At 50.4% G+C, this 20,584-nt stretch carries 19 protein-coding genes and 1 riboswitch; of the genes, 12 read left to right on the plus strand and 7 right to left on the minus strand.

Annotated features, from left to right (window positions below; all coding sequences use genetic code 11):
• Nucleotides 1–51: 51 nt before the first annotated feature.
• From WFK81_RS14980 to WFK81_RS14995, 4 genes are all read left to right on the plus strand, one after another.
• Nucleotides 52–939 (plus strand): carbohydrate ABC transporter permease, encoded by an 888-nt coding sequence (locus WFK81_RS14980; RefSeq protein WP_336787194.1) that lies wholly within the window; start codon nt 52–54, stop codon nt 937–939.
• Nucleotides 940–1,770 (plus strand): carbohydrate ABC transporter permease, encoded by an 831-nt coding sequence (locus WFK81_RS14985; RefSeq protein WP_336787195.1) that lies wholly within the window; start codon nt 940–942, stop codon nt 1,768–1,770.
• 120 nt (nt 1,771–1,890) lie between these two features.
• Entirely contained in the window at nt 1,891–3,204 is a 1,314-nt protein-coding gene (locus WFK81_RS14990; protein ID WP_336787196.1) for an ABC transporter substrate-binding protein, read from the plus strand.
• A gap of 173 nt (nt 3,205–3,377) precedes the next feature.
• Nucleotides 3,378–4,322, plus strand: a complete 945-nt coding sequence (locus tag WFK81_RS14995) for a ribose-phosphate diphosphokinase (RefSeq protein ID WP_336787197.1) — start codon at nt 3,378–3,380, stop codon at nt 4,320–4,322.
• 238 nt (nt 4,323–4,560) lie between these two features.
• Here the strand turns inward: WFK81_RS14995 and WFK81_RS15000 are convergent, their stop codons facing one another.
• The 5 genes from WFK81_RS15000 to WFK81_RS15020 all read right to left on the minus strand — a co-directional run bounded on the left by WFK81_RS15000 (nt 4,561) and on the right by WFK81_RS15020 (nt 9,351).
• Nucleotides 4,561–5,019, minus strand: coding sequence for a DUF523 domain-containing protein (locus tag WFK81_RS15000; protein ID WP_336787198.1), 459 nt, complete (start codon nt 5,017–5,019; stop codon nt 4,561–4,563).
• A gap of 16 nt (nt 5,020–5,035) precedes the next feature.
• Nucleotides 5,036–5,602, minus strand: a complete 567-nt coding sequence (locus WFK81_RS15005) for an NUDIX hydrolase (protein ID WP_336787199.1) — start codon at nt 5,600–5,602, stop codon at nt 5,036–5,038.
• Nucleotides 5,603–5,850: 248 nt separating this feature from the next.
• Nucleotides 5,851–6,837, minus strand: a complete 987-nt coding sequence (locus WFK81_RS15010) for a Gfo/Idh/MocA family protein (protein ID WP_336787200.1) — start codon at nt 6,835–6,837, stop codon at nt 5,851–5,853.
• A gap of 76 nt (nt 6,838–6,913) precedes the next feature.
• Nucleotides 6,914–7,846, minus strand: a complete 933-nt coding sequence (locus tag WFK81_RS15015; protein ID WP_336787201.1) for a DMT family transporter — start codon at nt 7,844–7,846, stop codon at nt 6,914–6,916.
• 181 nt (nt 7,847–8,027) lie between these two features.
• A riboswitch (FMN riboswitch) is annotated at nt 8,028–8,191 on the minus strand.
• Nucleotides 8,192–8,289: 98 nt separating this feature from the next.
• A complete protein-coding gene (locus WFK81_RS15020; RefSeq protein ID WP_336787202.1) occupies nt 8,290–9,351 on the minus strand; it encodes an LLM class flavin-dependent oxidoreductase in 1,062 nt (353 codons plus the stop codon).
• A 435-nt stretch (nt 9,352–9,786) separates the two neighbouring features.
• Between WFK81_RS15020 and WFK81_RS15025 the strand changes: the two genes are divergently transcribed.
• The 8 genes from WFK81_RS15025 to WFK81_RS15060 all read left to right on the plus strand — a co-directional run bounded on the left by WFK81_RS15025 (nt 9,787) and on the right by WFK81_RS15060 (nt 18,398).
• A complete protein-coding gene (locus WFK81_RS15025) occupies nt 9,787–10,680 on the plus strand; it encodes a PRD domain-containing protein (RefSeq protein ID WP_336787203.1) in 894 nt (297 codons plus the stop codon).
• A 41-nt stretch (nt 10,681–10,721) separates the two neighbouring features.
• The gene (locus tag WFK81_RS15030; RefSeq protein ID WP_336787204.1) at nt 10,722–11,207 is read left to right on the plus strand and encodes a PTS sugar transporter subunit IIA; all 486 of its coding nucleotides are present in this window, start codon (nt 10,722–10,724) and stop codon (nt 11,205–11,207) included.
• 24 nt (nt 11,208–11,231) lie between these two features.
• On the plus strand, nt 11,232–12,683 hold the full coding sequence (gene nagE, locus WFK81_RS15035; protein ID WP_336787205.1) for an N-acetylglucosamine-specific PTS transporter subunit IIBC: 1,452 nt from the start codon (nt 11,232–11,234) through the stop codon (nt 12,681–12,683).
• Nucleotides 12,684–12,715: 32 nt separating this feature from the next.
• Complete coding sequence (locus WFK81_RS15040) at nt 12,716–12,979, plus strand: HPr family phosphocarrier protein (protein ID WP_336787206.1); 264 nt, start codon at nt 12,716–12,718, stop codon at nt 12,977–12,979.
• A gap of 12 nt (nt 12,980–12,991) precedes the next feature.
• A complete protein-coding gene (gene ptsP, locus WFK81_RS15045) occupies nt 12,992–14,752 on the plus strand; it encodes a phosphoenolpyruvate--protein phosphotransferase (protein WP_336787207.1) in 1,761 nt (586 codons plus the stop codon).
• A 138-nt stretch (nt 14,753–14,890) separates the two neighbouring features.
• The gene (locus WFK81_RS15050) at nt 14,891–16,204 is read left to right on the plus strand and encodes a spore germination protein (protein WP_336787208.1); all 1,314 of its coding nucleotides are present in this window, start codon (nt 14,891–14,893) and stop codon (nt 16,202–16,204) included.
• A gap of 14 nt (nt 16,205–16,218) precedes the next feature.
• Nucleotides 16,219–17,307: a GerAB/ArcD/ProY family transporter gene (locus WFK81_RS15055; RefSeq protein WP_336787209.1), complete on the plus strand. Its 1,089-nt coding sequence runs from the start codon at nt 16,219–16,221 to the stop codon at nt 17,305–17,307.
• An 11-nt stretch (nt 17,308–17,318) separates the two neighbouring features.
• Nucleotides 17,319–18,398: a Ger(x)C family spore germination protein gene (locus WFK81_RS15060; protein ID WP_336787210.1), complete on the plus strand. Its 1,080-nt coding sequence runs from the start codon at nt 17,319–17,321 to the stop codon at nt 18,396–18,398.
• A gap of 89 nt (nt 18,399–18,487) precedes the next feature.
• On the opposite strand, the gene WFK81_RS15065 is transcribed toward WFK81_RS15060, so the two are convergent.
• Entirely contained in the window at nt 18,488–19,795 is a 1,308-nt protein-coding gene (locus WFK81_RS15065; protein ID WP_336787211.1) for a HAMP domain-containing sensor histidine kinase, read from the minus strand.
• Nucleotides 19,792–20,490, minus strand: a complete 699-nt coding sequence (locus tag WFK81_RS15070) for a response regulator transcription factor (protein WP_336787212.1) — start codon at nt 20,488–20,490, stop codon at nt 19,792–19,794. The genes WFK81_RS15065 and WFK81_RS15070 overlap by 4 nt, the downstream gene beginning before the upstream one ends.
• Nucleotides 20,491–20,584: the final 94 nt, after the last annotated feature.

The raw sequence follows: 20,584 nt of genomic DNA on the forward strand, positions 1-20,584 counted from the left end.
AGTCTAGCTATACACCGATACTTAAAGACGCATTACGAAGGGGGACTCCAATTGAACTTACGAAAAAGATCAAACGAATGGATACAGCAGCTTGTATTTATCGGACCGGGCATGATCGTCTTCACGATTATCGTGCTAATTCCGTTCCTGCTTGGCTTCTACTTTTCCTTCACGGAATGGAATGGCCTGGATCTCGACAAAGCGAAATGGATCGGCATGGATAATATCCACCGCATCTTTACGAACGATGACAAGTTTTGGGCATCCTTTAAATTCACGCTGAAATTTACCGTCGTGACCGTGGTCGTGACTAATATTCTGGCTCTTATCCTGGGGCTTCTGCTGACCCGCCCAATGCGGGGGCGCAACACGCTCCGAACGATTTTCTTCCTGCCTAACGTCATTGGCGGCATCCTGCTTGGTTACATCTGGCAATTCATTTTCACGAAAGGCTTCAAAACAATCGGCGAAATGACAGGCTGGCACTTGTTCGAGCTTCCGTGGCTTGGCACGCCGGAGACAGGCTTCTGGGGACTCGTTATCGTCTTCGTCTGGCAGACAACCGGCTACATGATGGTTATTTACATCGCGGCTATCGTTGGCGTACCGAAGGATTTGATGGAAGCCGCAACGATTGACGGAGCGACCTACTTCCAAACCGTCCGCAAAGTGATCATGCCGCTTATGATGCCGGCCATTACGGTCTGCTTGTTCCTGACGACATCCGGCGCGTTCAAAATGTTCGACCTGAACCTTTCCCTGACAAAAGGCGGTCCGGGTACTTCCACCCAATCGCTTGCTTATAACATTTACGCGGAGGCGCTTGTCAACAACCGTTACGGGCTTGGCACCGCCAAAGCGATGCTGTTCTTCTTTGCCGTATCCATCATTGCCGTCACGCAAGTGTGGCTGACCAAACGGAAGGAGGTAGAAGCGTAAATGACAGCTTCCCGTTCCCGGCTTTGGGCCGTAGCAGCTGCAGCTATTTTGCTCGCTCTGCTCTTCATTGCTCCTTTTTACTTCGTTCTTGTCAATTCGGTAAAAGCGCTTGGCGAGATTATGGTTGACGCCGCCTCGCTCCCGGACAAGTACCTGTTCTCGAATTACTCGAAGGTATGGGATATTATTAAATTTCCGAAAGCTTTGCTGAACTCGGTCCTGATTACCGGCATCAGCGTGACCGGCATAGTGATCATCAGCGCCATGACGGGCTACCGGCTTGTCCGCAAGCCGACCGTGTTTAACAAAATCCTGTTCACAGCATTCATCTCGGCCATGATCATTCCGTTCCAGTCGGTTATGCTTCAGCTGGTACGCGTAACGAGCTTCCTCGAGCTCAGGGCCAATCTGTTTGGCATCGTCATCTGTTATCTCGGCTTTGGCTTATCGCTTTCGGTCTTCCTGTTCCACGGCTTTATCAAAAGCGTGCCGCTTGAGATCGAAGAAGCGGCCGTAGTGGACGGCTGTTCGCCTTACGGCGTGTTCTGGAAGATCGTCTTCCCGCTGCTTCGCCCGATTATCGTGACGGTTATTATCCTTAACGGCCTGTGGATCTGGAACGACTACCTGCTGCCGGTGCTGATCATCGGTTCCAATAAGGATCTGACGACCATACCGCTCGCGATTACCCGCTTCTTCGGGCAATATACGAAGCAATGGGATCTTGCTCTTGCCGGTCTGACTATGGGCATTACGCCTATCATTATCATGTTCCTTATGCTGCAAAAGCATATTATCGAGGGGATCTCTTCGGGATCGCTCAAAGGGTGAAATCAATATTTTGCACTTTTCACGACAAAAACGTCTGTGTTTCTTGGCTTTAGGCTTCCATATAATCAAACTTGTAAAGAGAACCGCTAAAGCTTGACAAACCATGGGGAGGTTAACGAAATGAAAAAGCTTTCTATTCTTCTCGCTGCAGCGATCCTGACTTTGACCGCTGCCGGCTGCGGTAACAACAGCAACAACGGCAGTAACTCGGGCTCCGAAGCAAGCAACAAGCCATCTGAATCCGCGAGTGCAACAACGGAGGCTTCTACGGCTCCAAAGAAAGACGTCAAGATCAAAGTATTCCAGTTCAAAGTGGAAATCGCCGACGCGCTTAACCGCATGGCTGAAGAATATGAGAAAGAAACCGGCGTTAAGGTCGAAGTCGAAACGCATGGCGGCGGCGAAGACTACAATGCCCTGCTGAAGGCTGAAATCGCTTCCGGCTCCGAACCGGAGATCTTTAACTCCGAAGGTTATGCGGCACTTGAAGCTTATTATGACCGCGCGACGGACTTGTCCGGCGAGCCTTGGGCAAAAGACGTTATTCCTGCGGCGGCAGGCCCTGCACAAGTTGACGGCAAGCTGCTCGGCATGCCGATGAACATCGAAGGCTACGGCATTTTCTATAACAAAGATTTGTTTGAGAAAGCCGGCATCACTACCCTTCCTAAGACATTGACTGAGCTTGAAGACACAGCGAAAAAACTGCAAGCAGCAGGCATCACGCCGTTCTCGACAACAAACGAATGGTGGTCGATCGGTCACCACACGATCAACGTTGGTCTTGCTGAGCAGCCGGATCCAATCGCCTTCATCAACGGAACAAAAGACGGCAGCGCAAACTTTAAAGACAACGATGTGTTCAAGAAATGGATTAATTACGTTGACGTTGTGTTCAAATACAGCCAGAAAGACAAGCTGACAACCGACTATGCGACGCAAGTTGCGAACTTCGCATCCGGCAAAGCAGCGATGATCCAACAAGGCAACTGGATTCAAGGCGACGTGGACAAAGTAGCGAAGCTGAACGTGGGCCTGCTCCCTATTCCGATCGACGACAGCGGCAACGCCCATATCTACACGGGTCCAGCAAACTTCTGGATCGTAAACAGCAAATCCAAAAACGCCGAAGAAGCGAAAAAGTTCCTGAACTGGATGGTTACTTCGGATACAGGCAAATCGTACCTGACAAAAGAATTCAAGTTCATCCCTGCACTGACTTCCATCAAACCTACAGCGGATGAAATCGGTCAAATGGGCGTTGCCGTATCCGAGCAAGCAGCAACTGCCGGCGGCTGGCATTGGGGCCGTTACCCGGACGGCGTGCCGCAAGGCTGGGGCGCTGCAATGCAAGAGTACCAAGGCGGACAAATTAACAAAGACCAGCTCTTCGACAAGCTGGAAAAAGCAATTCAGGATATCGTAGCGAAATAACCGTAAAACAGGTGGTCTTGAAGGTCCAAAGCGGACTTTCAAGACCGCTTTTCTATTTGTTTAAGTTCCAAGTACAGTTAAACCGCTGCACTTGGGTACATGGTAATTTTGAATTTGCTTGGGGAAAGGCTATAATGGGACTATCTGTATAATGAACGTAAGGAGACAAGCGGATGCAAAATGTAAAAATCTTTTCCGGCTCCTCGAACCGCCCGCTCGCGGAAGAGCTATGCCGAAAACTTGATGTTCCTCTTGGAGACATTGAGATCTCCAGGCTGGCAAGCGGAGAAATCAGCTTGCGTTACATAGAGTCGATTCGCTCGGCCCATGTTTATATCGTTCAGTCACTGTCTCATCCGGTGAATGAGCATCTTGTTGAACTTATGATTATGATTGATGCGGCCAAACGGGCCTCTGCAAAAACAATCAATATCATCATGCCATATTACGGTTATGCTCGTCAGGAACGGAAATCCGCTCCGCGCGAGCCGATTTCGGCCAAGCTGGTTGCCGATGTCTTGACGACCGTTGGCGCTGACCGTCTCATTACGGTTGACCTGCATGCCGATCCGATTCAGGGCTTTTTTGAAATTCCAGTCGATCATATTACCGCCCTTGATCTGATCACGGATTATTTGAAGAGCAAAAACATTAAGAACCCTGTCGTTGTCTCGCCGGATGCGGGACGCGCAACGACGGCGGAGAAGCTTGCCAACTACATGGACTGTCCGTTCGCGATTATGATCAAGAACCGTCCTGCCCACAATACATCCAAAATCACGCATATTATCGGCGAAGTCGAAGGCATGACGCCGATTATCATCGAGGATTTGATCGATACGGGCGGCACGATTATCAAGGTTGTGGAGGCTTTGAATAAGCGCGGCGCCAACGACGCCTATATATGCGCCACGCATGGCCTGTTCTCGGAGAACGCGCTCGAGAAGCTGACGCATCCTTTCATCAAAGAGGTTGTTATTACGGATACGATCGCGATTGACCCGAACCATTCGGACAAGTTTGTCGTTCTGCCAATGGCGGATCTACTGGCGAATGCATTGCGGATCATTAATAATGGCGGATCGATAAACAGGTTGTTTAAGACGAAGCAGATGTAATATTAAAAGCATGCTGCAGAAAAGCATCTTCTTCCGGTTGCTGTTGGTCTCGTGGGATTCTGAATGAATTTGATTAGGTGTATTCCCACGAGACCAAAGGCAAGCGCTGCGCTCCTCCAGAAGATCCTTTCCTTCCGCACTTTTAACATCACAAATGCTTCGTCGCACACCTGTTTATCGGGCGTGGGAGTGGGAATAAGCGAAGAGCCCCGGAATTGAATCCGGGGCTCTTGTTTTTTTATAGGAACTCGTGGGCTAGTTCTGCTTCGGAGATCACTTTGAAGCCATGGCGTTTAAGAAGCGCCGACGTAACGCCGTTGCCCGCGATACGCTTGCCGACGAACTCGCCATTATAGATGAAGGAACTGCCGCAGGATGGGCTGTTTTCCTTCAAGACAATTACGGTTGCTCCAAGCTCGCGTGCGACATCAAGGGCCGCCTTAGCTCCCTTTACGTACAACTCCGTCACGTCTCTACCGGAACGCTCGATAACTAGAGCATTTCCGTCCAGAACGTCTTCCCCGTTCCCGCCGATAATCTCCGCGGGCTCTCTTGGCGTTGTAAACCCGCCCATCAGCTCCGGGCAGATCGTCATCGCCTTTTTCTGCTCGACCCATTCCCTTATCTTGCTGTTTAAACAGTGTGTGCCGTTATATCTGACTTCAAGTCCCGCCAGACAGGAGCTTACAAGGATCATAGACAGGCTCCTCTACTTACTTAGCCCGGTACAAGCCGTACTTCTTAAGGCTGTCGCGGATTGGTTTGGTGTCTTCGGTCAGGCCGCCTTCGCCGCCGTTGAGAGCGAGATCGACCTGCCAGGCAGTCAAGTCGGCGACGTTCATCGATTCCATTTCTTCGAGGCTGAAGAAGCCCGCGCCGTCTACTTCCACTCCGTCCGGGCGAGGCTCGCCGTCTATGTACTCCATTTCGAAGGTAATGTAGACATCATGCACAGAATGAGGCCGGTCACGGATGCCGATAATTTTGGACACGATCGCGCGAACGCCGGTTTCTTCCCATACCTCGCGGGCAACCGAGCCTCTAATCTGTTCGAACTGTTCAATATAACCGCCCGGCGTTGTCCAATAGCCTTTTCCCGGCTCATGGGCGCGGCGGACCAGAAGAACCTTGTTATCCTTAACGACGCATGCGCCTACTCCGATACTGTAGTTGCCCCAATGAACAAAGCTGCAGCTTGGACAAGCCTTGCGGTCCTCCCCGCCAATCTCCCTTACTTCCAGCTTATCTCCGCAAGCCATACAAAAATTGATATTTTCCATGTGGAAATTCCCCCTCCGGCAAATGGCAAACAATATAGAGATCATTATACCTTAGCTTCATGGACCATTGCCCTTATTTTTTATGTGAAACTAATGTACTTTTCAGCTTTGTTTAATCTTGGTAGAACATAATGACCATACTCCCTATTTGATATAGCTTGTCTCTTGGGCCCGTATCCCGAATGCGGGCCACTTTTTTATTCTAAGACAAAAAGAACCGGCACAGAACCGGTCCTTTTCTTCATTTATTATTCAAATGGATAACGCAGTCCCCATTGCCCGCGAATTTCGTCCATCATCCGCATCAGCTGCAGGGTTTCGTCCAGCGGAATAACCTCGCTCTCAAGCTTGCCTTCACGGAGATATTGTCCTGCCGCTTCAGCCTCGTACACGTAACCAAGCGTCGTGCGGTCATCCGAGAAGGTTTCTTCCGTACCGTCCGCAGCAACAAGCGTTGCGGATTTGGCATTAAAGAAGGAAGGAATCTTAATAGAGCCTTCTGTCCCCATTATGTAAGCATCGCTGCCCGAGTTCAGACGGATGGCCGAGCTCAGCAAAGCGGTCTGACCGCCTTCGTAAGAGAGCAGGATGCTGTTCTCCTCGTCTACGCCAGTCTCGCCAAGATGAGCGGTGCTAAGGATCTGCTTCGGAGTCCCGCCAAATAACATGGAAGCGAAGGACAGCGGATAAATGCCGACATCCAGCAGCGCGCCGCCAGCCAAAGCCGGTTTAAATAAACGGCCTTCCGGGTTAACTCCGGTACGGAAGCCAAAGTCTGCCTTCAGCAGCCGAACATCGCCGATACGGCCCTCTGCAATCCATTCACGGACCTTGCGGATGACCGGCAGGAACCGCGTCCACATCGCTTCCATCAAGAAGATGCGGTTATCTCTTGCGTATTGCACGACTTCTTCTGCTTCTTTTACGTTAACCGTAAACGGCTTCTCGCATAATACCGCTTTGCCCGCGCGCAGGCATTGCAGAACATGTTCCCTATGGGACGGGTGAGGAGTCGCGACATAAATAATGTCGATCTCGGCATCGTTCACCAGCTCCTCGTAGCTTCCAAACGCGCGTTTGCCGCCGAATTTCCCGGCGAACTCTTCCGCCTTCTCGAGTGAGCGTGAGCCTACCGCGCTTAGCTCTGCATCCTGGGCAAAAGCCAAATCGCGGGCGAATTGGGACGCAATCCAGCCGGCACCGAGAATGCCCCATTTGATCGTTCTATTCTCCATTATTTCCTACACCTCCAACCGCAGTATATCAGTAATTGACCCGATGTGAAAGCGGTTAAAGGCAATAGTTCCAAGCTTAATTCTGCTGCCTGGAAATGAAAAATAACGTAAACCAGATAAACACAAAGCCTGCAATCTGCGCGCTGGTAATCACTTGGCCAAATACCGTCCAGTTCAGAAGAACGCCTACCATCGGGAAGCTTAGCTCGGCGATCGTCGCATAAGAGGCCTTGATCTTGCTTAGCCCTTTATAATAGACAAGCAGGCTGACCAGACCCGGAAGCAAAGCTTGAAGCAGAAGATTGACGATAACGGCTAACAAGTCCGTCCCTTCCGCCAGCTTCCATGCCGCTCCTTCCGACCAGGTAATCACGAGAAGCAATGGCAAAGCCAGCATAAATCTTAGAGAAGTAACCGTCTCGTATTTCATGCTGCCAAGCAGATAACGCCCCATAACCGTCGAGCCGCCCCATAATGCCGCAGCGCCTAGCGACAGCAGGCTGCCAACCTGAACAAATTCATTAACATGGCCAAAGGGAAGCGTAAAACCAAACGTCAGCAAATAGGTTCCGACAATGGCAAGAATGAGCAACGGTCCGATTTTTTTGGGCAGAAGCTCCTTCAATAAGATCCTTGCCATCACGATCGCGAAGAGCGGCTGCAGCTTCTGCAGCAGCAGTACCGCATTGGGATTGCCATGTACGAGACCTTGCGTGAACAGAATCGTTGCCAACGCCGAGCCGCCCCACGAAACAAACAGCAACGCGCCAAGCTGACGAAGCCGAACCCCGCGAAGATCCGCGCGGAACTTCCATAACACGGGCGCTGCGGCAATGAACAAAATGATATGCTCCAGCAGCACGATCTGGGTAGACGTTAATGTTTTCAGCAAAATAATGCGAAATACCGGATCCACGCCCCACAGCGCGGCTCCAAGGACAACCAGCCAAAACTCCGGCTTAACGGGAGATTTGGTACGAAGAAGTGGTGATGCGGTGACATTGCTCATAATGAGTACCCTTTCTGAATACAGGACGGAGCAAGCGTTACGGCCGCGCCTTCGGCTAGAAGAGCAGCAGACGGTTTCGCTATGCAATAAAAAGCCCCGATCCGCTTGGTAATGCGCGAATCGGGGCCAACTCAAATAAACATGCATAGGGGCGGTTTCCCGCCTTCCGCAGGCTTACTTAAGCGATCTTCTATCATCCGGACTATACCGTCGGCCTTGGAGTTGCACCAAGTCAGTCCCCTTGCTGCTTGTCAGCTCAGGGAGTCGCGGGCTTTGCTATCCTCTGCCAGGCAGAGATTAGCGTTTACCGCCGGTCAGGAATTTCACCCTGCCCCGAAGATCCTTATTCCATTAAATTTTAAATGATTGGATTGAGTATAACGCTCTTTTTCCGAGTTGTCTAGTATGAATAGTCAGTTTTCACGCAATCGTTTGACGTTTAACTAAACCTTTACTTGCAGGGCTTCCCGCACAAGCGGCGCAACTTCCTTCGCCAGCAGCCGGATAGATGACTCTACCTGCGCAGCGGGCATGCCGCCAATGTCCATTTGGGCCATAAAGCGGGAATGGCCAAACAGCTTGTGCTGGGCGATAATCTTCTCCGCAATCAGCTCCGGACTGCCGATCGCAAGCGAACCCGCCAGCTTCTCGAAATCCTCCCGCGAGAGCGGAGTTCCGTTCTCCTTGCCTCCCATGAACTGGGAGTAATACACCGAATAGCCGGCATAAAATTCGTCCAGCGCCTGCTCCGTTGTCTTCGCCACATAACAGTGGCCGGTAATCGCTACCCGCAGCGCTTCTTCCGGGTAGCCGGCAGCGATGCCCGCTTCCTTGTAACAGTCTACAAGATGCTTGTATTTCGACGGTTCTCCGCCAAGCAGCGCCAGTGCCATGCCTGCCCCATGCCGGCCGGCCAAAGCCGCGCTTTCCGCCGTGCTGCCTACGCCGACCCAGACCGGGATAGCCGGCTGCACCGGGCGTGGCGCAATCTCGGCATTTTCCAGTGAACTTCGGAGACGGCCGCTCCATGTAATCCGTTCGGACAGATTAAGCTGCCTCATTAATTCAAGCTTCTCAGCGAACAATTCTTTATAGTCATCCAGCTCAAAGCCAAAGAGCGGGAAAGATTCGATATAAGCGCCTCGGCCTGCGATAATCTCCGCACGCCCGTCCGATATGAGATCCAGCGTCGCAAAATCCTCGAATACCCGTACCGGGTCCGCCGTCCCTAGTACCGTAGTTGCACTGGTTAGACGAATGCGGGAGGTCGCCTGCGCAATTGCGGCAAGGATAACCGGCGGCGAGGATAAAGCAAAGTCCAGCCGGTGATGCTCGCCTACTCCAAATACGTCAATGCCCGCTTCATCCGCAACTTTGGCTGCCTGGATAATTTCCTTCATCCGTTCTCCTGCATTCTTGAGCCCGCCCGTACGGGGATCAATCGCAAGATCGCCTAATGTGTAAATGCCAAACTCAAACGTTCCGTCATACCCTGATGAACCCATCCTTATATCCTCCTCAGCAATGCCACCGTGATCTTGATAGTCTAATGATTGACATTGCTTCCATTCCTATTCATGTACGTAAAGTAAGTAGTATACGTATAGTAAGTGAAGTATCTAGTAAGTAATTGTGCCTAATTATGAAGCATACGTCAAGCTTACTTGCAAAAAAGAAGGCTTGACTTCAAGGATGCCTTATCTACTACTATATGAAAACCAAATAGAAGGGTTCTTGCAAGGTAGGTCTCAAGAATCAGCGTGAAGGAATTTAAGATTGAATATTTTTCAATTGACGTAAACGCTTGCATGATTTATAGTGATAACGAGCCAAATATATAACAAGCCTTTTGGCATGTTACTAGTTCGACTAGGCATGAGCCAAGGAGAGTATCCGCCCGGAATACGGCGGTGTCTTTTCTTGGTTTTTTTGTGCTCAAAATGGGGAATTTACTACTGAGAGGAGGGATTGACGTGGGACTTACGGGACAACTTCGGATCGATCGGATCGTTGGCAACAATGTCATCCTTACGATGGAACCGAATTCATCGAGGGAATACGTATTGTTTGGCAAAGGCATTGGCTTCTCATGCAAAGGCCAGAAGTTTATCGATGCCGAAGACCCGCGAATCGAGAAGCGGTACCGGCTAGACGATCGGGATAAAGCGCTGCATTACCATTCTCTGCTGGAGGAATTGGACCCGGAAGTGGTGCAAATCTCCGAGCAGATCATTGATGAGATTCGGGAACGGCTGGGAACGCCCGTCGATCCGAAAGTGTATTTCGCCTTACCGAGCCATATTCAGTTTGTCGTCTACCGGTTACGAAACGGCATGGAAATCGTCAATCCTTTCCTGTACGAGACGAAGATGTGTTATCCCCAGGAGTTCAAAATCGCCGCCAAGGCAGCCAAGATGATCAGCGAGAAATTCGACGTCATTATCCCTGAAGATGAAGTCGGCTTTCTGACGTATCACGTGTATTCGGCAGCAGGGTCCGTTACCGCGGGACAAATGGTTCAGCTGACGGAGCTGATGAACGAGATCGTAGAGCGGATCGAAAGCTGGCGGGAAGCGCCATTGTCCAAGAAGGGCTCGGATTATGCCCGGCTAATTATGCATTTGCGTTATATGATGGAACGAATTCTGCAGAATAAGGAATCTGAAAATCCGTTCTCCGCAGAGATTAAACACAAGATACCTACCGAGCATCAGAAGGCTGAATTAATCGCGCAGATGATCGGAGAAAGACTAAACGTCAAGGTCTCCTCCGACGAGATCGGTTATCTCGCCATGCATTTGTACCGGTTGTTCCGTTCGGTGGATGCAGAATGAACATAGACAAACAACAACATGGATAGCAAGGAGAAGATCATATGAAATGGTTTGGCAAAAAATCGAATTCCGTTAACGTAGCCGCGCCTCTTAGCGGCAAGCTTGTTCCGCTCAGCGAAGTGCCGGATGAAGCGTTCGCGCAAGGCTTAATGGGAGAAGGCGTTGCAATCGAGCCTACGGAAGGCCGCGTCATCGCGCCGTTTGACGGCGTAGTAAGCCATTTGATCGACACGCATCATGCCTTGATCATTGAGCATTCGTCGGGACTCCAGCTGCTTATTCACGTTGGCATCAATACCGTTGCCTTAAACGGCGATGGCTTCAAAGCGCTTGTGAAGACAGGCGATTCCTTCAAAGCGGGTCAAACCCTTCTCGAATGCGATCTGGACAAAATCCGCGATGCGGGTTATCCGGTCATCACGCCGATTATCGTTGCGAACGAAGACGGCGCGGAAAAAGTGGAATGCACCTTCAAAACCGTAAATGCCGGAGATCCGGATACGATTAAGGTTGTTCTGAAAACCTAAACTATTGACATGGAGTGAGATAAGATGCTCGCATTTTTGCAAAAGATCGGTAAATCTCTAATGCTTCCTGTCGCAGCTTTGCCTGCGGCAGCCCTATTATTGCGTTTCGGCAACATCGATTACGTAAAGGATTTCGGATTTGGCCAGTTCGGCGACTTCCTGAACCATTATATCGCTCCGTTCCTTGCAGCGGGCGGCTCCGCGATTTTTGACAACCTGCCTCTCATCTTCGCGATTGGCGTTGCGATCGGGATGGCCGGCGATGCGGTTGCAACGCTTGCCGCCGTTATCGCGTATCTGGTTCTTACAAACGTGCTGGGCAAAATTCCAACCGTATTCACGGGTCTCGTGGATAAAGACACAACGCTTAACATGGGTGTGCTTGGCGGCATCATTGCGGGTCTTGTCGCTTCCTATTTCTACAACAAGTACCATGATATCAAGCTGCCGGATTGGCTTGGCTTCTTTGGCGGCAAACGTTTTGTTCCGATTATCACCTCTTTTGCTATGGTTATCGTAGGTCTTATTTTCGGTCTCATCTGGGGGCCAGTCCAATCGTGGCTCGATACGTTCGGCCGCTGGATTGTTGACCTTGGCGGCGTCGGCGCGTTTATCTTCATGACGGCCAACCGGCTGCTTATCCCGTTTGGTCTGCATCATGTCATTAACGCAATCGCTTGGTTCCAAATCGGCGACTACACGGATGCTGCCGGCAACGTCGTTCACGGCGACCTGCACCGCTTCTTCGCGGGCGATCCAACTGCCGGCATGTTCATGACAGGCTTCTTCCCGATTATGATGTTCGCCCTTCCGGCTGCTGCCTTTGCGATTATTCATACGGCAAAACCGGAAAAACGCAAGCTTGTCTCTTCGATCTTTATCGGCTCCGCTCTTGCTTCGTTCCTGACGGGCATTACAGAGCCGCTTGAATTCGCGTTTATGTTCGTGGCACCGGTTCTGTACGTGATCCACGCCGTGTTGACAGGTATCTCTGCATGGCTCGTCGTTGAGCTTGGCATACATCATGGCTTTGGCTTCTCGGCCGGATTCCTTGACTATGCGATTAACTATCCGCTCTCGACAAAAGGCTGGATGATTATCCCGATTGGTCTCGTATACGCGGTTGTATACTATGTTCTCTTCCGTGTCGTGATCGTGAAGCTGAACCTGAAAACGCCTGGCCGCGAAGACGATGAGCTGGTGGAAGAAGGCGGCAAGGATGGAGCTCCGGCAGGCGCGGGCGACGATAAAGCGGGTCAAGTTCTCGCTGCACTTGGCGGCTCGGGCAATATCGAGAGCATCGATGCTTGCATCACCCGCCTCCGTCTGATCGTAAAAGACGAGAAAGCGGTGAACGACGCCGAACTGAAGCGTCTTGGCGCGGCAGGCGTTATGCGTCTTGGAAAAGGCGCCGTGCAGGCGATTTTCGGTACGCAGTCGGAACGGTTGAAAGAACAAATCAAAAAACGCATGTAGTCAGATAAATAGGATACATTTTAGGAGGATCTATGGTGGAGAAAGCATACGTAGTCATGAACCCGACGGGCATCCACGCCCGTCCTGCCAAAAAAATCGTTGAAGCCGCAAAAATTTGCGAAGGTACCGTTTATATCGAGAAAGGCGGGCGTAAAGTCAGCGCAAAAAGCCTGGTTAACGTCCTGTCGATTGGTGCCAAGCAAAATGATACGGTTACTGTCAGTGCCGAAGGAGAGAAAGCCGAAGCTGCGGTTGACGCTATTGGTGCTGTTCTGGCTTCCGTGGAAGCTGAGTAAGGAGGCACGCTAATGATGGCAACCGAGATTAAAGGGATCGCCGCATCGGAAGGTTACGCAATCGGCCGGGCGGTTATTCTCCGCGAGGAGATTGTCCCACAAGGAGTTACATCTATTGAAGCAGGCGAAGAAGCGGCTGAACTCAGCCGCTTCGATTCCGCTGTCGCTGCGGCTCACAATGAGCTTGAAGAGCTTCATGGCCGCATGATTGCGGACGGGCGCGAGAAGGAAGCCGAAATTTTCGAAGCGCATTTAATGCTGCTTGAAGACGAAGAATTGATTGGCGCGGCACAGGAACGGATCCGCGGACAACGTTACAAGGCGGAAGCCGCAATGAACGAATCCGGCGAAGAAGTAGCCGGCATGCTCGCCGCCCTGGATGACGAATATTTGCGGGAACGCGCGGCGGATGTCCGCGATGTCAGCCGCCGCGTCATCCGCAAGCTTGGCCGCGGCACGGACGCCGATGCGGTTCCGGCTGCAGCAACATCTTCGCATTCTAAGGAGAAGTCTATCCTGTTCGCGTTTGATCTGACGCCGTCGGATACGGCGCAGCTTGATCCGTCCGTTGTTGGCGGATTCGTAACGGCTGCCGGCGGACGTACTTCCCACTCCGCTATTATTGCCCGCTCGGTTGGCATCCCTGCCATTGTTGGCGCCGGTGATGAAGCGATGCATATTGAGGACGGTCAGCTCGTTATCGTAGACGGCGCCGCCGGTCTTGTTCTGGTCGATCCGGCAGACGAAGAGCTCGCCCGTTATCAAGCGCTGCAAGAAAAAGCCTCGGGACAACGCGCGCTTCTAGAGCAATTCCGCGGCAAACCTTCGGTTAGCGCGGACGGACATCAGGTTGAACTGGTCGCCAATATCGGCTCCGTTCAAGATGCCCGTCAAGCTTATGAACAAGGTGCCGAAGGCGTAGGTCTCTTCCGTACCGAGTTTCTGTATATGGGCCGTCCCGATCTGCCATCCGAAGAGGAGCAGTTCAAGGCTTATAAGGAAGTGGCTGAAGCATTTGGCCAAGGTGCCCCCGTCGTCATCCGGACGATGGACATCGGCGGCGACAAGGAGCTGCCAAGCCTGCAGCTCGAGAAGGAAGACAATCCGTTCCTCGGCTACCGCGCGATCCGGATTTGTCTAGATCGGCCGGAGCTGTTCAAGACCCAGTTGCGTGCCGTTTTGCGCGCAAGCGCCTACGGCAATCTGAAGGTCATGTTCCCGATGATTGCTACGCTTGGCGAATGGCGTCAGGCCAAAGCTCTTCTCGAGCAGGCCAAGGAGGAGCTCAGAAGCGAAAATATCGCTTATAATGAACGGATTGAGGCCGGCATTATGATTGAAATTCCGGCTGCCGCCCAATTGGCGGACCGGTTCGCCCGGGAAGTCGACTTCTTCAGCATCGGCACCAATGACCTTGTGCAATATACAATGGCCGCAGACCGGATGAATCCGAAGCTTGGCTACTTATCCGATCCCCTCCACCCTCCTGTCCTCCGGCTGATCAGCCAGGTTATCGGAGCGGCTCATAAGGAGAACAAGTGGGTTGGCATGTGCGGTGAAATGGCGGGAACGCCAATCGCCATACCGATCCTTCTGGGCATGGGGCTGGACGAGTTCAGCATGAGCGCATCCGCCGTCCTCCCCGCCCGTTCGCTTCTCTCGCGCCTTGACCGTGCTAAGCTGGCATCCCTCGCGGAAGCCGTGCTTGATCTGGACGATGCGGAAGCCGTCCGGGCCTATGTGGAGAAGCAGGTTCCGGAGCTTGCGAAATAAAACATGAAAGACAGCTTACAGCAGATAAAATGCTGAAGCTGTCTTTTTTTGCGTGCGTGGATACCGCTAAGCTGTGCTTAAACAGGAAAGGGTTGGGAAAGACTAAGGGCTATGATGTTTTAGAACGGGGGAAACATAGTGGAACAAATTTTTCGCTTTATCCAACAAATCCAGACCTATTCGAAGGAGCTCCAAACCCAAAGCATCAAGGCGGCGGTTCCCCTTCGTATCTATTATATGAGTACAGTCATTGAGACAGAAAAAATAGACAACCTTTTGATTAAACCGATTTTCAACCTTCCGGATCCGGAATTATATATTCAGTCCGTCTGCGTTTGCAAAACAGTCGCAACGGAGCAAGAGCTGTATCATCAGCTTATCAATGGCAATGCTCTGCTCATCACCCCAACAAGCTATTACTTTTTCAAAGCAGAGAAAGCAATAAATGATACACCTGTCGATTCAGACATCGAAACAACCCTTCAAGGCCCGCAGTCAGCTCTGTCCGAGAATATTACGACCAATCTGAATATCATCCGCCACCGTTATCAATCCGATGGATTTCAGATGGAACGCTATGAGCTTGGAACCATCTCAAAAACAAACAGCTATCTTATCTATGATTCTGAGCTTGCCGATCCGTCCATTCTTGCAAAGGTGAAGGAAAAACTCTCTCAAATCGATGTAAAGATGCTGCAAGCAACAGGACAGCTGGAAAATATTTTGAATGGCAAAAAAAAATCGTTATTTCCAACCATGATACTTACAAACCGACCAGACCGGATTGTGTTGAATTTATCGCAGGGCAAAATGGTCATCCTTCTTGAGGGAACTTCCTTTGTTCTTATTATCCCCTGCGTATTTTATGACTTTATGTCGTCCATGGATGATTTGTATTTGCCTTATTGGGTTGCGAAAGGCCTAGTCGCCCTTCGTTATATTTCTTTAATCCTAACGATAAGCTTGCCTGCCCTGTATATAGCCGTCGTTTCCTTTAACCCTGAATTTTTCCGCGTGCAGCTGGCGCTCTCGATAGCGGGGAGCCGCGGCGCCGTCCCTTATCCCTCCTATATCGAAGTGATTTTTATGTTATTTATGACAGAGGCATTGACGGAGGCAAGTATTCGATTACCCAAAGTAATTGGGGGCACGGCTACAACGGTTGGCGGTCTTATTCTTGGACAGGCTGCGCAGCAAGCCGGGCTTGTGAGCAGTATTATGATAATCGTCACTTCAGCCGTCGCTATTTCCAATTTTGTCATCCCGATTAATACCATGAGCTTCGCCGTGAGAGCCATCCGTTATCCGTTGATTTTTTTCGCAAGCTTGTTTGGATTGATTGGCGTGATCGGCGGATTATTTGCTTTTGCTTGTTATTTGGCAAACTTAAGAAGCTTTGACCAACCATTCCTGAAACTATTCGTTAACGAAAAGAATCAAAGCTATAAGTAAAGGAGCACATCTCTTTGAAACGATATTATTATTACTCCATAATGATGTGCATGCTGATCAATACGATTCTGTACGTGCCCAGCATCTTAATCATGCACCGGTATGAAGGACCGGTGACAAGCATGTTAAGCGCAGTGTTGATCAGTACGACTCTAACGGCACTCTTTACGAAAGCGATGATGGCGTTCAATGGCCAAGGGCTGCCGGAGGTTTTCGCTCAGAGGCTCTCCCCTTTTCTCGGCATGCCGGTCTTGCTGTTTCTCGCGGTGATGTGGTTTATATCCGGAATGATCGTCGTTACTTCGTATGCCATTATAATGACCCAGTACATGCTGCCAGAGCTGTCGCCTGTCTGGTTAGCGGCTTTTTTCATGCTTATTATCTGTTGGTGTGCCTCTCAATCCACCAAGACCGTACTTTATCTAATGGAGATCGTGCTTCTTGTCAGCGTGCCTTTAGTCTTAATCATTTTGTTTAAGGCCGTGACAAGCGAAGATATGAATTGGTATGCCGTTTGGAACATTGCAACCGATTCTATGTTTAAGCTGCCGAACATCCATTCGATTAGTGCAGCTTCCTACGTTTTTACCGGTTATATTAACATTGTCATTTTTAATCGGGAGCTAACCTCTAAGCTTAGTCTTCGGCACTTGTGGTTTATCCCGATTGTTGGGATCGGGGTACTCGCTACTACTTTTTTTATTCCTATTGGAATCCACGGAACAGAAGGGGTCGAAAGATACGTCTATGTCTGGGTATCGACTGCCGATGCATTCCATATGGAGTACGGTTTTGTCGAAAGAATGGTTTATATCTATCTAATGCTTTTTTTAAATTTGTCTCTGTTGTTCACAACCGTTGTTTGGCACATCGGCTATCAGCTTATCAAAGGATTTGTTCCAAAAAAAATAAAGCTGCGTCCTGGTATCCATCCCATTATCGTGTTTGGTACTGTTGGGATCGTTACCGAAGTGCTCTTTCAATTAATGGACGAGAAGACGATTACCTATGCGGCATGGTCTTGGCTAAATGTTCGTTTATGGAGTGAAATCTTTCTCGTCTTGCTTGTGTACGTTTTATCTCTGAAAGGAAAACCGCTGTGATACGAATACTGATGATTGCCTCTATGTTTGTCATGCTGACTACGGGGTGCGTATCCACCTCCTTCAAGGATATCGATAAGCGCTTTTTTGTGCTGGCGATAGGGCTGGATAAAGAGGAAGTTGACGGAAAGGATAAATACCTCGTTTCACTCAAACTAGCCATCCCATCGGCCAAATTTGAGGTGGGAGATATGAAGTCTCAGATCATCAGCCACACAGCTGATTCGATTCCGGGAGCACTGCGGATGATTAGAGCAAATGTAGACAAGGAGCTGGACTTTGGCCATACCAGAATACTCGTCATTGGCGAATCTTTAGCAAAGACGGGGATCACGGATGCCGTTAACTTTTTTACGCGAAGAAGAGATATCCAAGGAATAGCCTACATGATGATCGGCTCCCCGTCAGCACTGGATATTCTAAATACGACGACGAGTTCCGAACGGATGCCCACCAATGCGCTTGCGCTTAGCTTCGGCAATATCGGGACTGAATCGGCTTATATTATGACCGCCCAATTGTTTGATGTTTACCGGAGAATGAATGAAAAGGGAATGGATCCCTTCTTGCCGATCGTCAAGTCGCAAGGTAAAACCTTTATGATTAATCAAGTTGGCTTGTTCGACAAAGAGAAAATGAAATTGGCTCTAAATCCAGAGGAAACAAGGCTTCTTAATGAATTAATGTACCACTATAAGCAATTCGAGGTTATTACAAAGACAAAAGAGATACAGTATACGCTTGCGACGGAACGATTCAAACGGTCTTTCAAATTTAGCCCCAAAAATAAGGAGAGTGTGAAAATAAAGGTCTGGTTTGGTGGTATCGTTGAGCAGTCTAATCAGCGAATGTTTGAGAAAGACTGGCGAGAGTACGAAGTAGCGGCAGAAGAAGCCTCAACCAGACGCTATCTTGCCCTGCTTCATAAATTGCAAAAGGCGCAGTTAGATCCGATTGGGCTCGGCATGATGTATACAGCCGCTCACTATAATGGGCAGAAGGACTGGGATGAATGGCAGAAAATATACCCTCGTTTGGTCTTTGATCTGCAAGTGAGAGCGAAGATATTTGGCACTGGATTAACGAAGTAGCCTCAACAATTATGACAGCCGCACAACAGAAAACAGCAGCAGCCTTGGAATTAATGTCCAAGACCTGCTGCTGTTTTCATTATGCGGAATTAAATCATCAATGGGCTAAGGACAAAGCGTGCGCCCCCCATCGCGGAGGTTTCATACCGCAGCTCCGCGCGCATCGTGTCCGCGATCTGGCGGCAAATCGCTAGTCCGAGGCCGGTTTGCCCGCTCTCCCCTTTGAAAAAACGGTCGAATATCGTTTCGATCAACTCTGGAGGCACGCCTTCGCCGTCATCATCAATGGCCAAAAACCAGCCCTGTTTTTCCGGGCCGTATGTAATGCTTACCTGACTCGACGCATGGCGGACCGCATTCTGGATCAGGTTGATCATCAGCTGGAAAAGCGCTTCCCCGGGTGCGGACAACGTTGTTTCCGTTCCCGACCATATGATCTTGATTCCTCGTTCCGCGGCATTCGGGGAAATAAGTTCGACCGCCTGCCGCGCCATCTCACCCAGCAGGACCTCCTGCTCCGCTTCGCTGTCGAACGGCGCTTCCAGCCGACTGAGCTCGAGCAGCCGGTTTACCATACGGATTAACCGATAAGATTCATCCATAATAATGCCAAGCCCTTTTTCCTGAGACACGACTTGGTCCTTAATGGCAATGGCATATCCCTGGATCGACATAAGAGGTGTTCGAAGCTCGTGCGAGACATTGTGCAAAAATTCGATTTGGCGTTCATGATGCCGATGAATGCGTTCCGACATGGATTGAAAAGTGGCCATGAGATCGTCAATTTCCGTGGCGCCTGCCCGGGACAGCGGAAGTATGCTGCGATACGGCTCATAACGGCTTACAGCTTCTTTAAGCTTCGTTATTGGCCGGGTGATTTTCCAGATAAAGAAGAAACCGATCGCAAACAACAGCACGCTGCTCGCGAGCATGGAAACAACAACAAGTTGTATCGCCTCACGGAACATGCTTTTGAGATATACTACGGGCTTGTACAAAAACACGGTATATCCGTCCGTCTTTGCGGATGCATACATGATCCGTGATCCATGAAGAACGGCTGTACCGTCATCCGGCTTTAAATGAAGACCCATCCGCCTTCCGATCAGCCTCTCGCTGCTGGCGGCTACTATGCGCCCCGATGGTCCGATTACATAGAAATCGGCGTTAAACTCATGATTTTTGAAACGCAGAGGAAGATCGCCGGGTTCCAGTTCATCCGGCCCGCCGTCCCTTATGATATCGACCGCTTTTTGGAGTTGAAGAGAGAGTTGGCTTTTCGTCTGATCGACCAGCATTCGATAAACGAAATGCGAGCAGAATGCAACCGTAACGGCGACGGAGAAGCTCATCACCAGCAGCAGCGACCATAAAATTCGGGCACGAAGCGACTTCATGCTTTGACCGAGATTTTATACCCGTAACCCCAAACGGTTTCGATGCTGAATCCGGAGGATGATTCCCGAAGCTTCTTGCGCAGCCTTTTGACGAGCTCGTCTACCACGCGCAAATCGCCCAGAAAATCATAATCCCAAACCTGCTGAATAAGCTGCTCGCGGCTGAACGGACGGTTCGGGTTTTTGGCAAAATGCAGCAGCAGTTCATATTCGCGAAATGTAAACGGCAGTTCCGTACCGTCCTGCGTCTCGACTTTCCGGTAATCTTCCGAAATGAGGAGCCGTCCCGCCCGGATTGGCGCTTTGGAGGCCTCATCCTTCACCGAATGACGGAATCCGGCAAGACGAATCATGGAATGAACGCGGCAGACCAGCTCACGCGGATGAAACGGTTTTCCGAGGTAATCGTTGCATCCCAGTTCGAGCCCCATGATGCGATCCATCGCTTCCCCGCGCGCGGACACCATAATAATCGGCATCTCGCTGAAGCCGCGGATCATTGTCAGAAGCTGAAAGCCGTTAACTCCCGGCATCATGATGTCCAGTACCAAACAATCGGGCTGCTTGCGTCGAATCGTGTCGACCAAATCGGAGCCGCTTCCGAATGCCTCGACTTCATAACCGTCCCTTTTCAAATATTCAGAGATCAGCTGACTAATATTTGGATCGTCGTCAACCACAAACACAAGCGGCATGGTCCTCCTCCATTCAATTGCGTTGTTTTGAATCTAGCCTACTACGCCGGATAAAAAAAAGAAAGACGGGGATTTCCCATCTTTCCCGTCCGTT

Source organism: Paenibacillus sp. MMO-177 (assembly GCF_037147795.1).
Lineage (GTDB): Bacteria > Bacillota > Bacilli > Paenibacillales > Paenibacillaceae > Pristimantibacillus.

Excerpts from the sequence above, each read along its gene's own strand:
- WFK81_RS14985 (WP_336787195.1), top strand. The coding sequence starts at position 940 with ATGACAGCTTCCCGTTCCCGGCTTTGGGCCGTAGCAGCTGCAGCTATT.
- WFK81_RS14990 (WP_336787196.1), top strand. The coding sequence starts at position 1,891 with ATGAAAAAGCTTTCTATTCTTCTCGCTGCAGCGATCCTGACTTTGACC.
- WFK81_RS14995 (WP_336787197.1), top strand. The coding sequence starts at position 3,378 with ATGCAAAATGTAAAAATCTTTTCCGGCTCCTCGAACCGCCCGCTCGCG.
- WFK81_RS15000 (WP_336787198.1), bottom strand. The coding sequence starts at position 5,019 with ATGATCCTTGTAAGCTCCTGTCTGGCGGGACTTGAAGTCAGATATAAC.
- WFK81_RS15005 (WP_336787199.1), bottom strand. The coding sequence starts at position 5,602 with ATGGAAAATATCAATTTTTGTATGGCTTGCGGAGATAAGCTGGAAGTA.
- WFK81_RS15010 (WP_336787200.1), bottom strand. The coding sequence starts at position 6,837 with ATGGAGAATAGAACGATCAAATGGGGCATTCTCGGTGCCGGCTGGATT.
- WFK81_RS15015 (WP_336787201.1), bottom strand. The coding sequence starts at position 7,846 with ATGAGCAATGTCACCGCATCACCACTTCTTCGTACCAAATCTCCCGTT.
- WFK81_RS15020 (WP_336787202.1), bottom strand. The coding sequence starts at position 9,351 with ATGGGTTCATCAGGGTATGACGGAACGTTTGAGTTTGGCATTTACACA.
- WFK81_RS15025 (WP_336787203.1), top strand. The coding sequence starts at position 9,787 with ATGGGGAATTTACTACTGAGAGGAGGGATTGACGTGGGACTTACGGGA.
- WFK81_RS15030 (WP_336787204.1), top strand. The coding sequence starts at position 10,722 with ATGAAATGGTTTGGCAAAAAATCGAATTCCGTTAACGTAGCCGCGCCT.
- nagE (WP_336787205.1), top strand. The coding sequence starts at position 11,232 with ATGCTCGCATTTTTGCAAAAGATCGGTAAATCTCTAATGCTTCCTGTC.
- WFK81_RS15040 (WP_336787206.1), top strand. The coding sequence starts at position 12,716 with ATGGTGGAGAAAGCATACGTAGTCATGAACCCGACGGGCATCCACGCC.
- ptsP (WP_336787207.1), top strand. The coding sequence starts at position 12,992 with ATGATGGCAACCGAGATTAAAGGGATCGCCGCATCGGAAGGTTACGCA.
- WFK81_RS15060 (WP_336787210.1), top strand. The coding sequence starts at position 17,319 with ATGATTGCCTCTATGTTTGTCATGCTGACTACGGGGTGCGTATCCACC.
- WFK81_RS15065 (WP_336787211.1), bottom strand. The coding sequence starts at position 19,795 with ATGAAGTCGCTTCGTGCCCGAATTTTATGGTCGCTGCTGCTGGTGATG.
- WFK81_RS15070 (WP_336787212.1), bottom strand. The coding sequence starts at position 20,490 with ATGCCGCTTGTGTTTGTGGTTGACGACGATCCAAATATTAGTCAGCTG.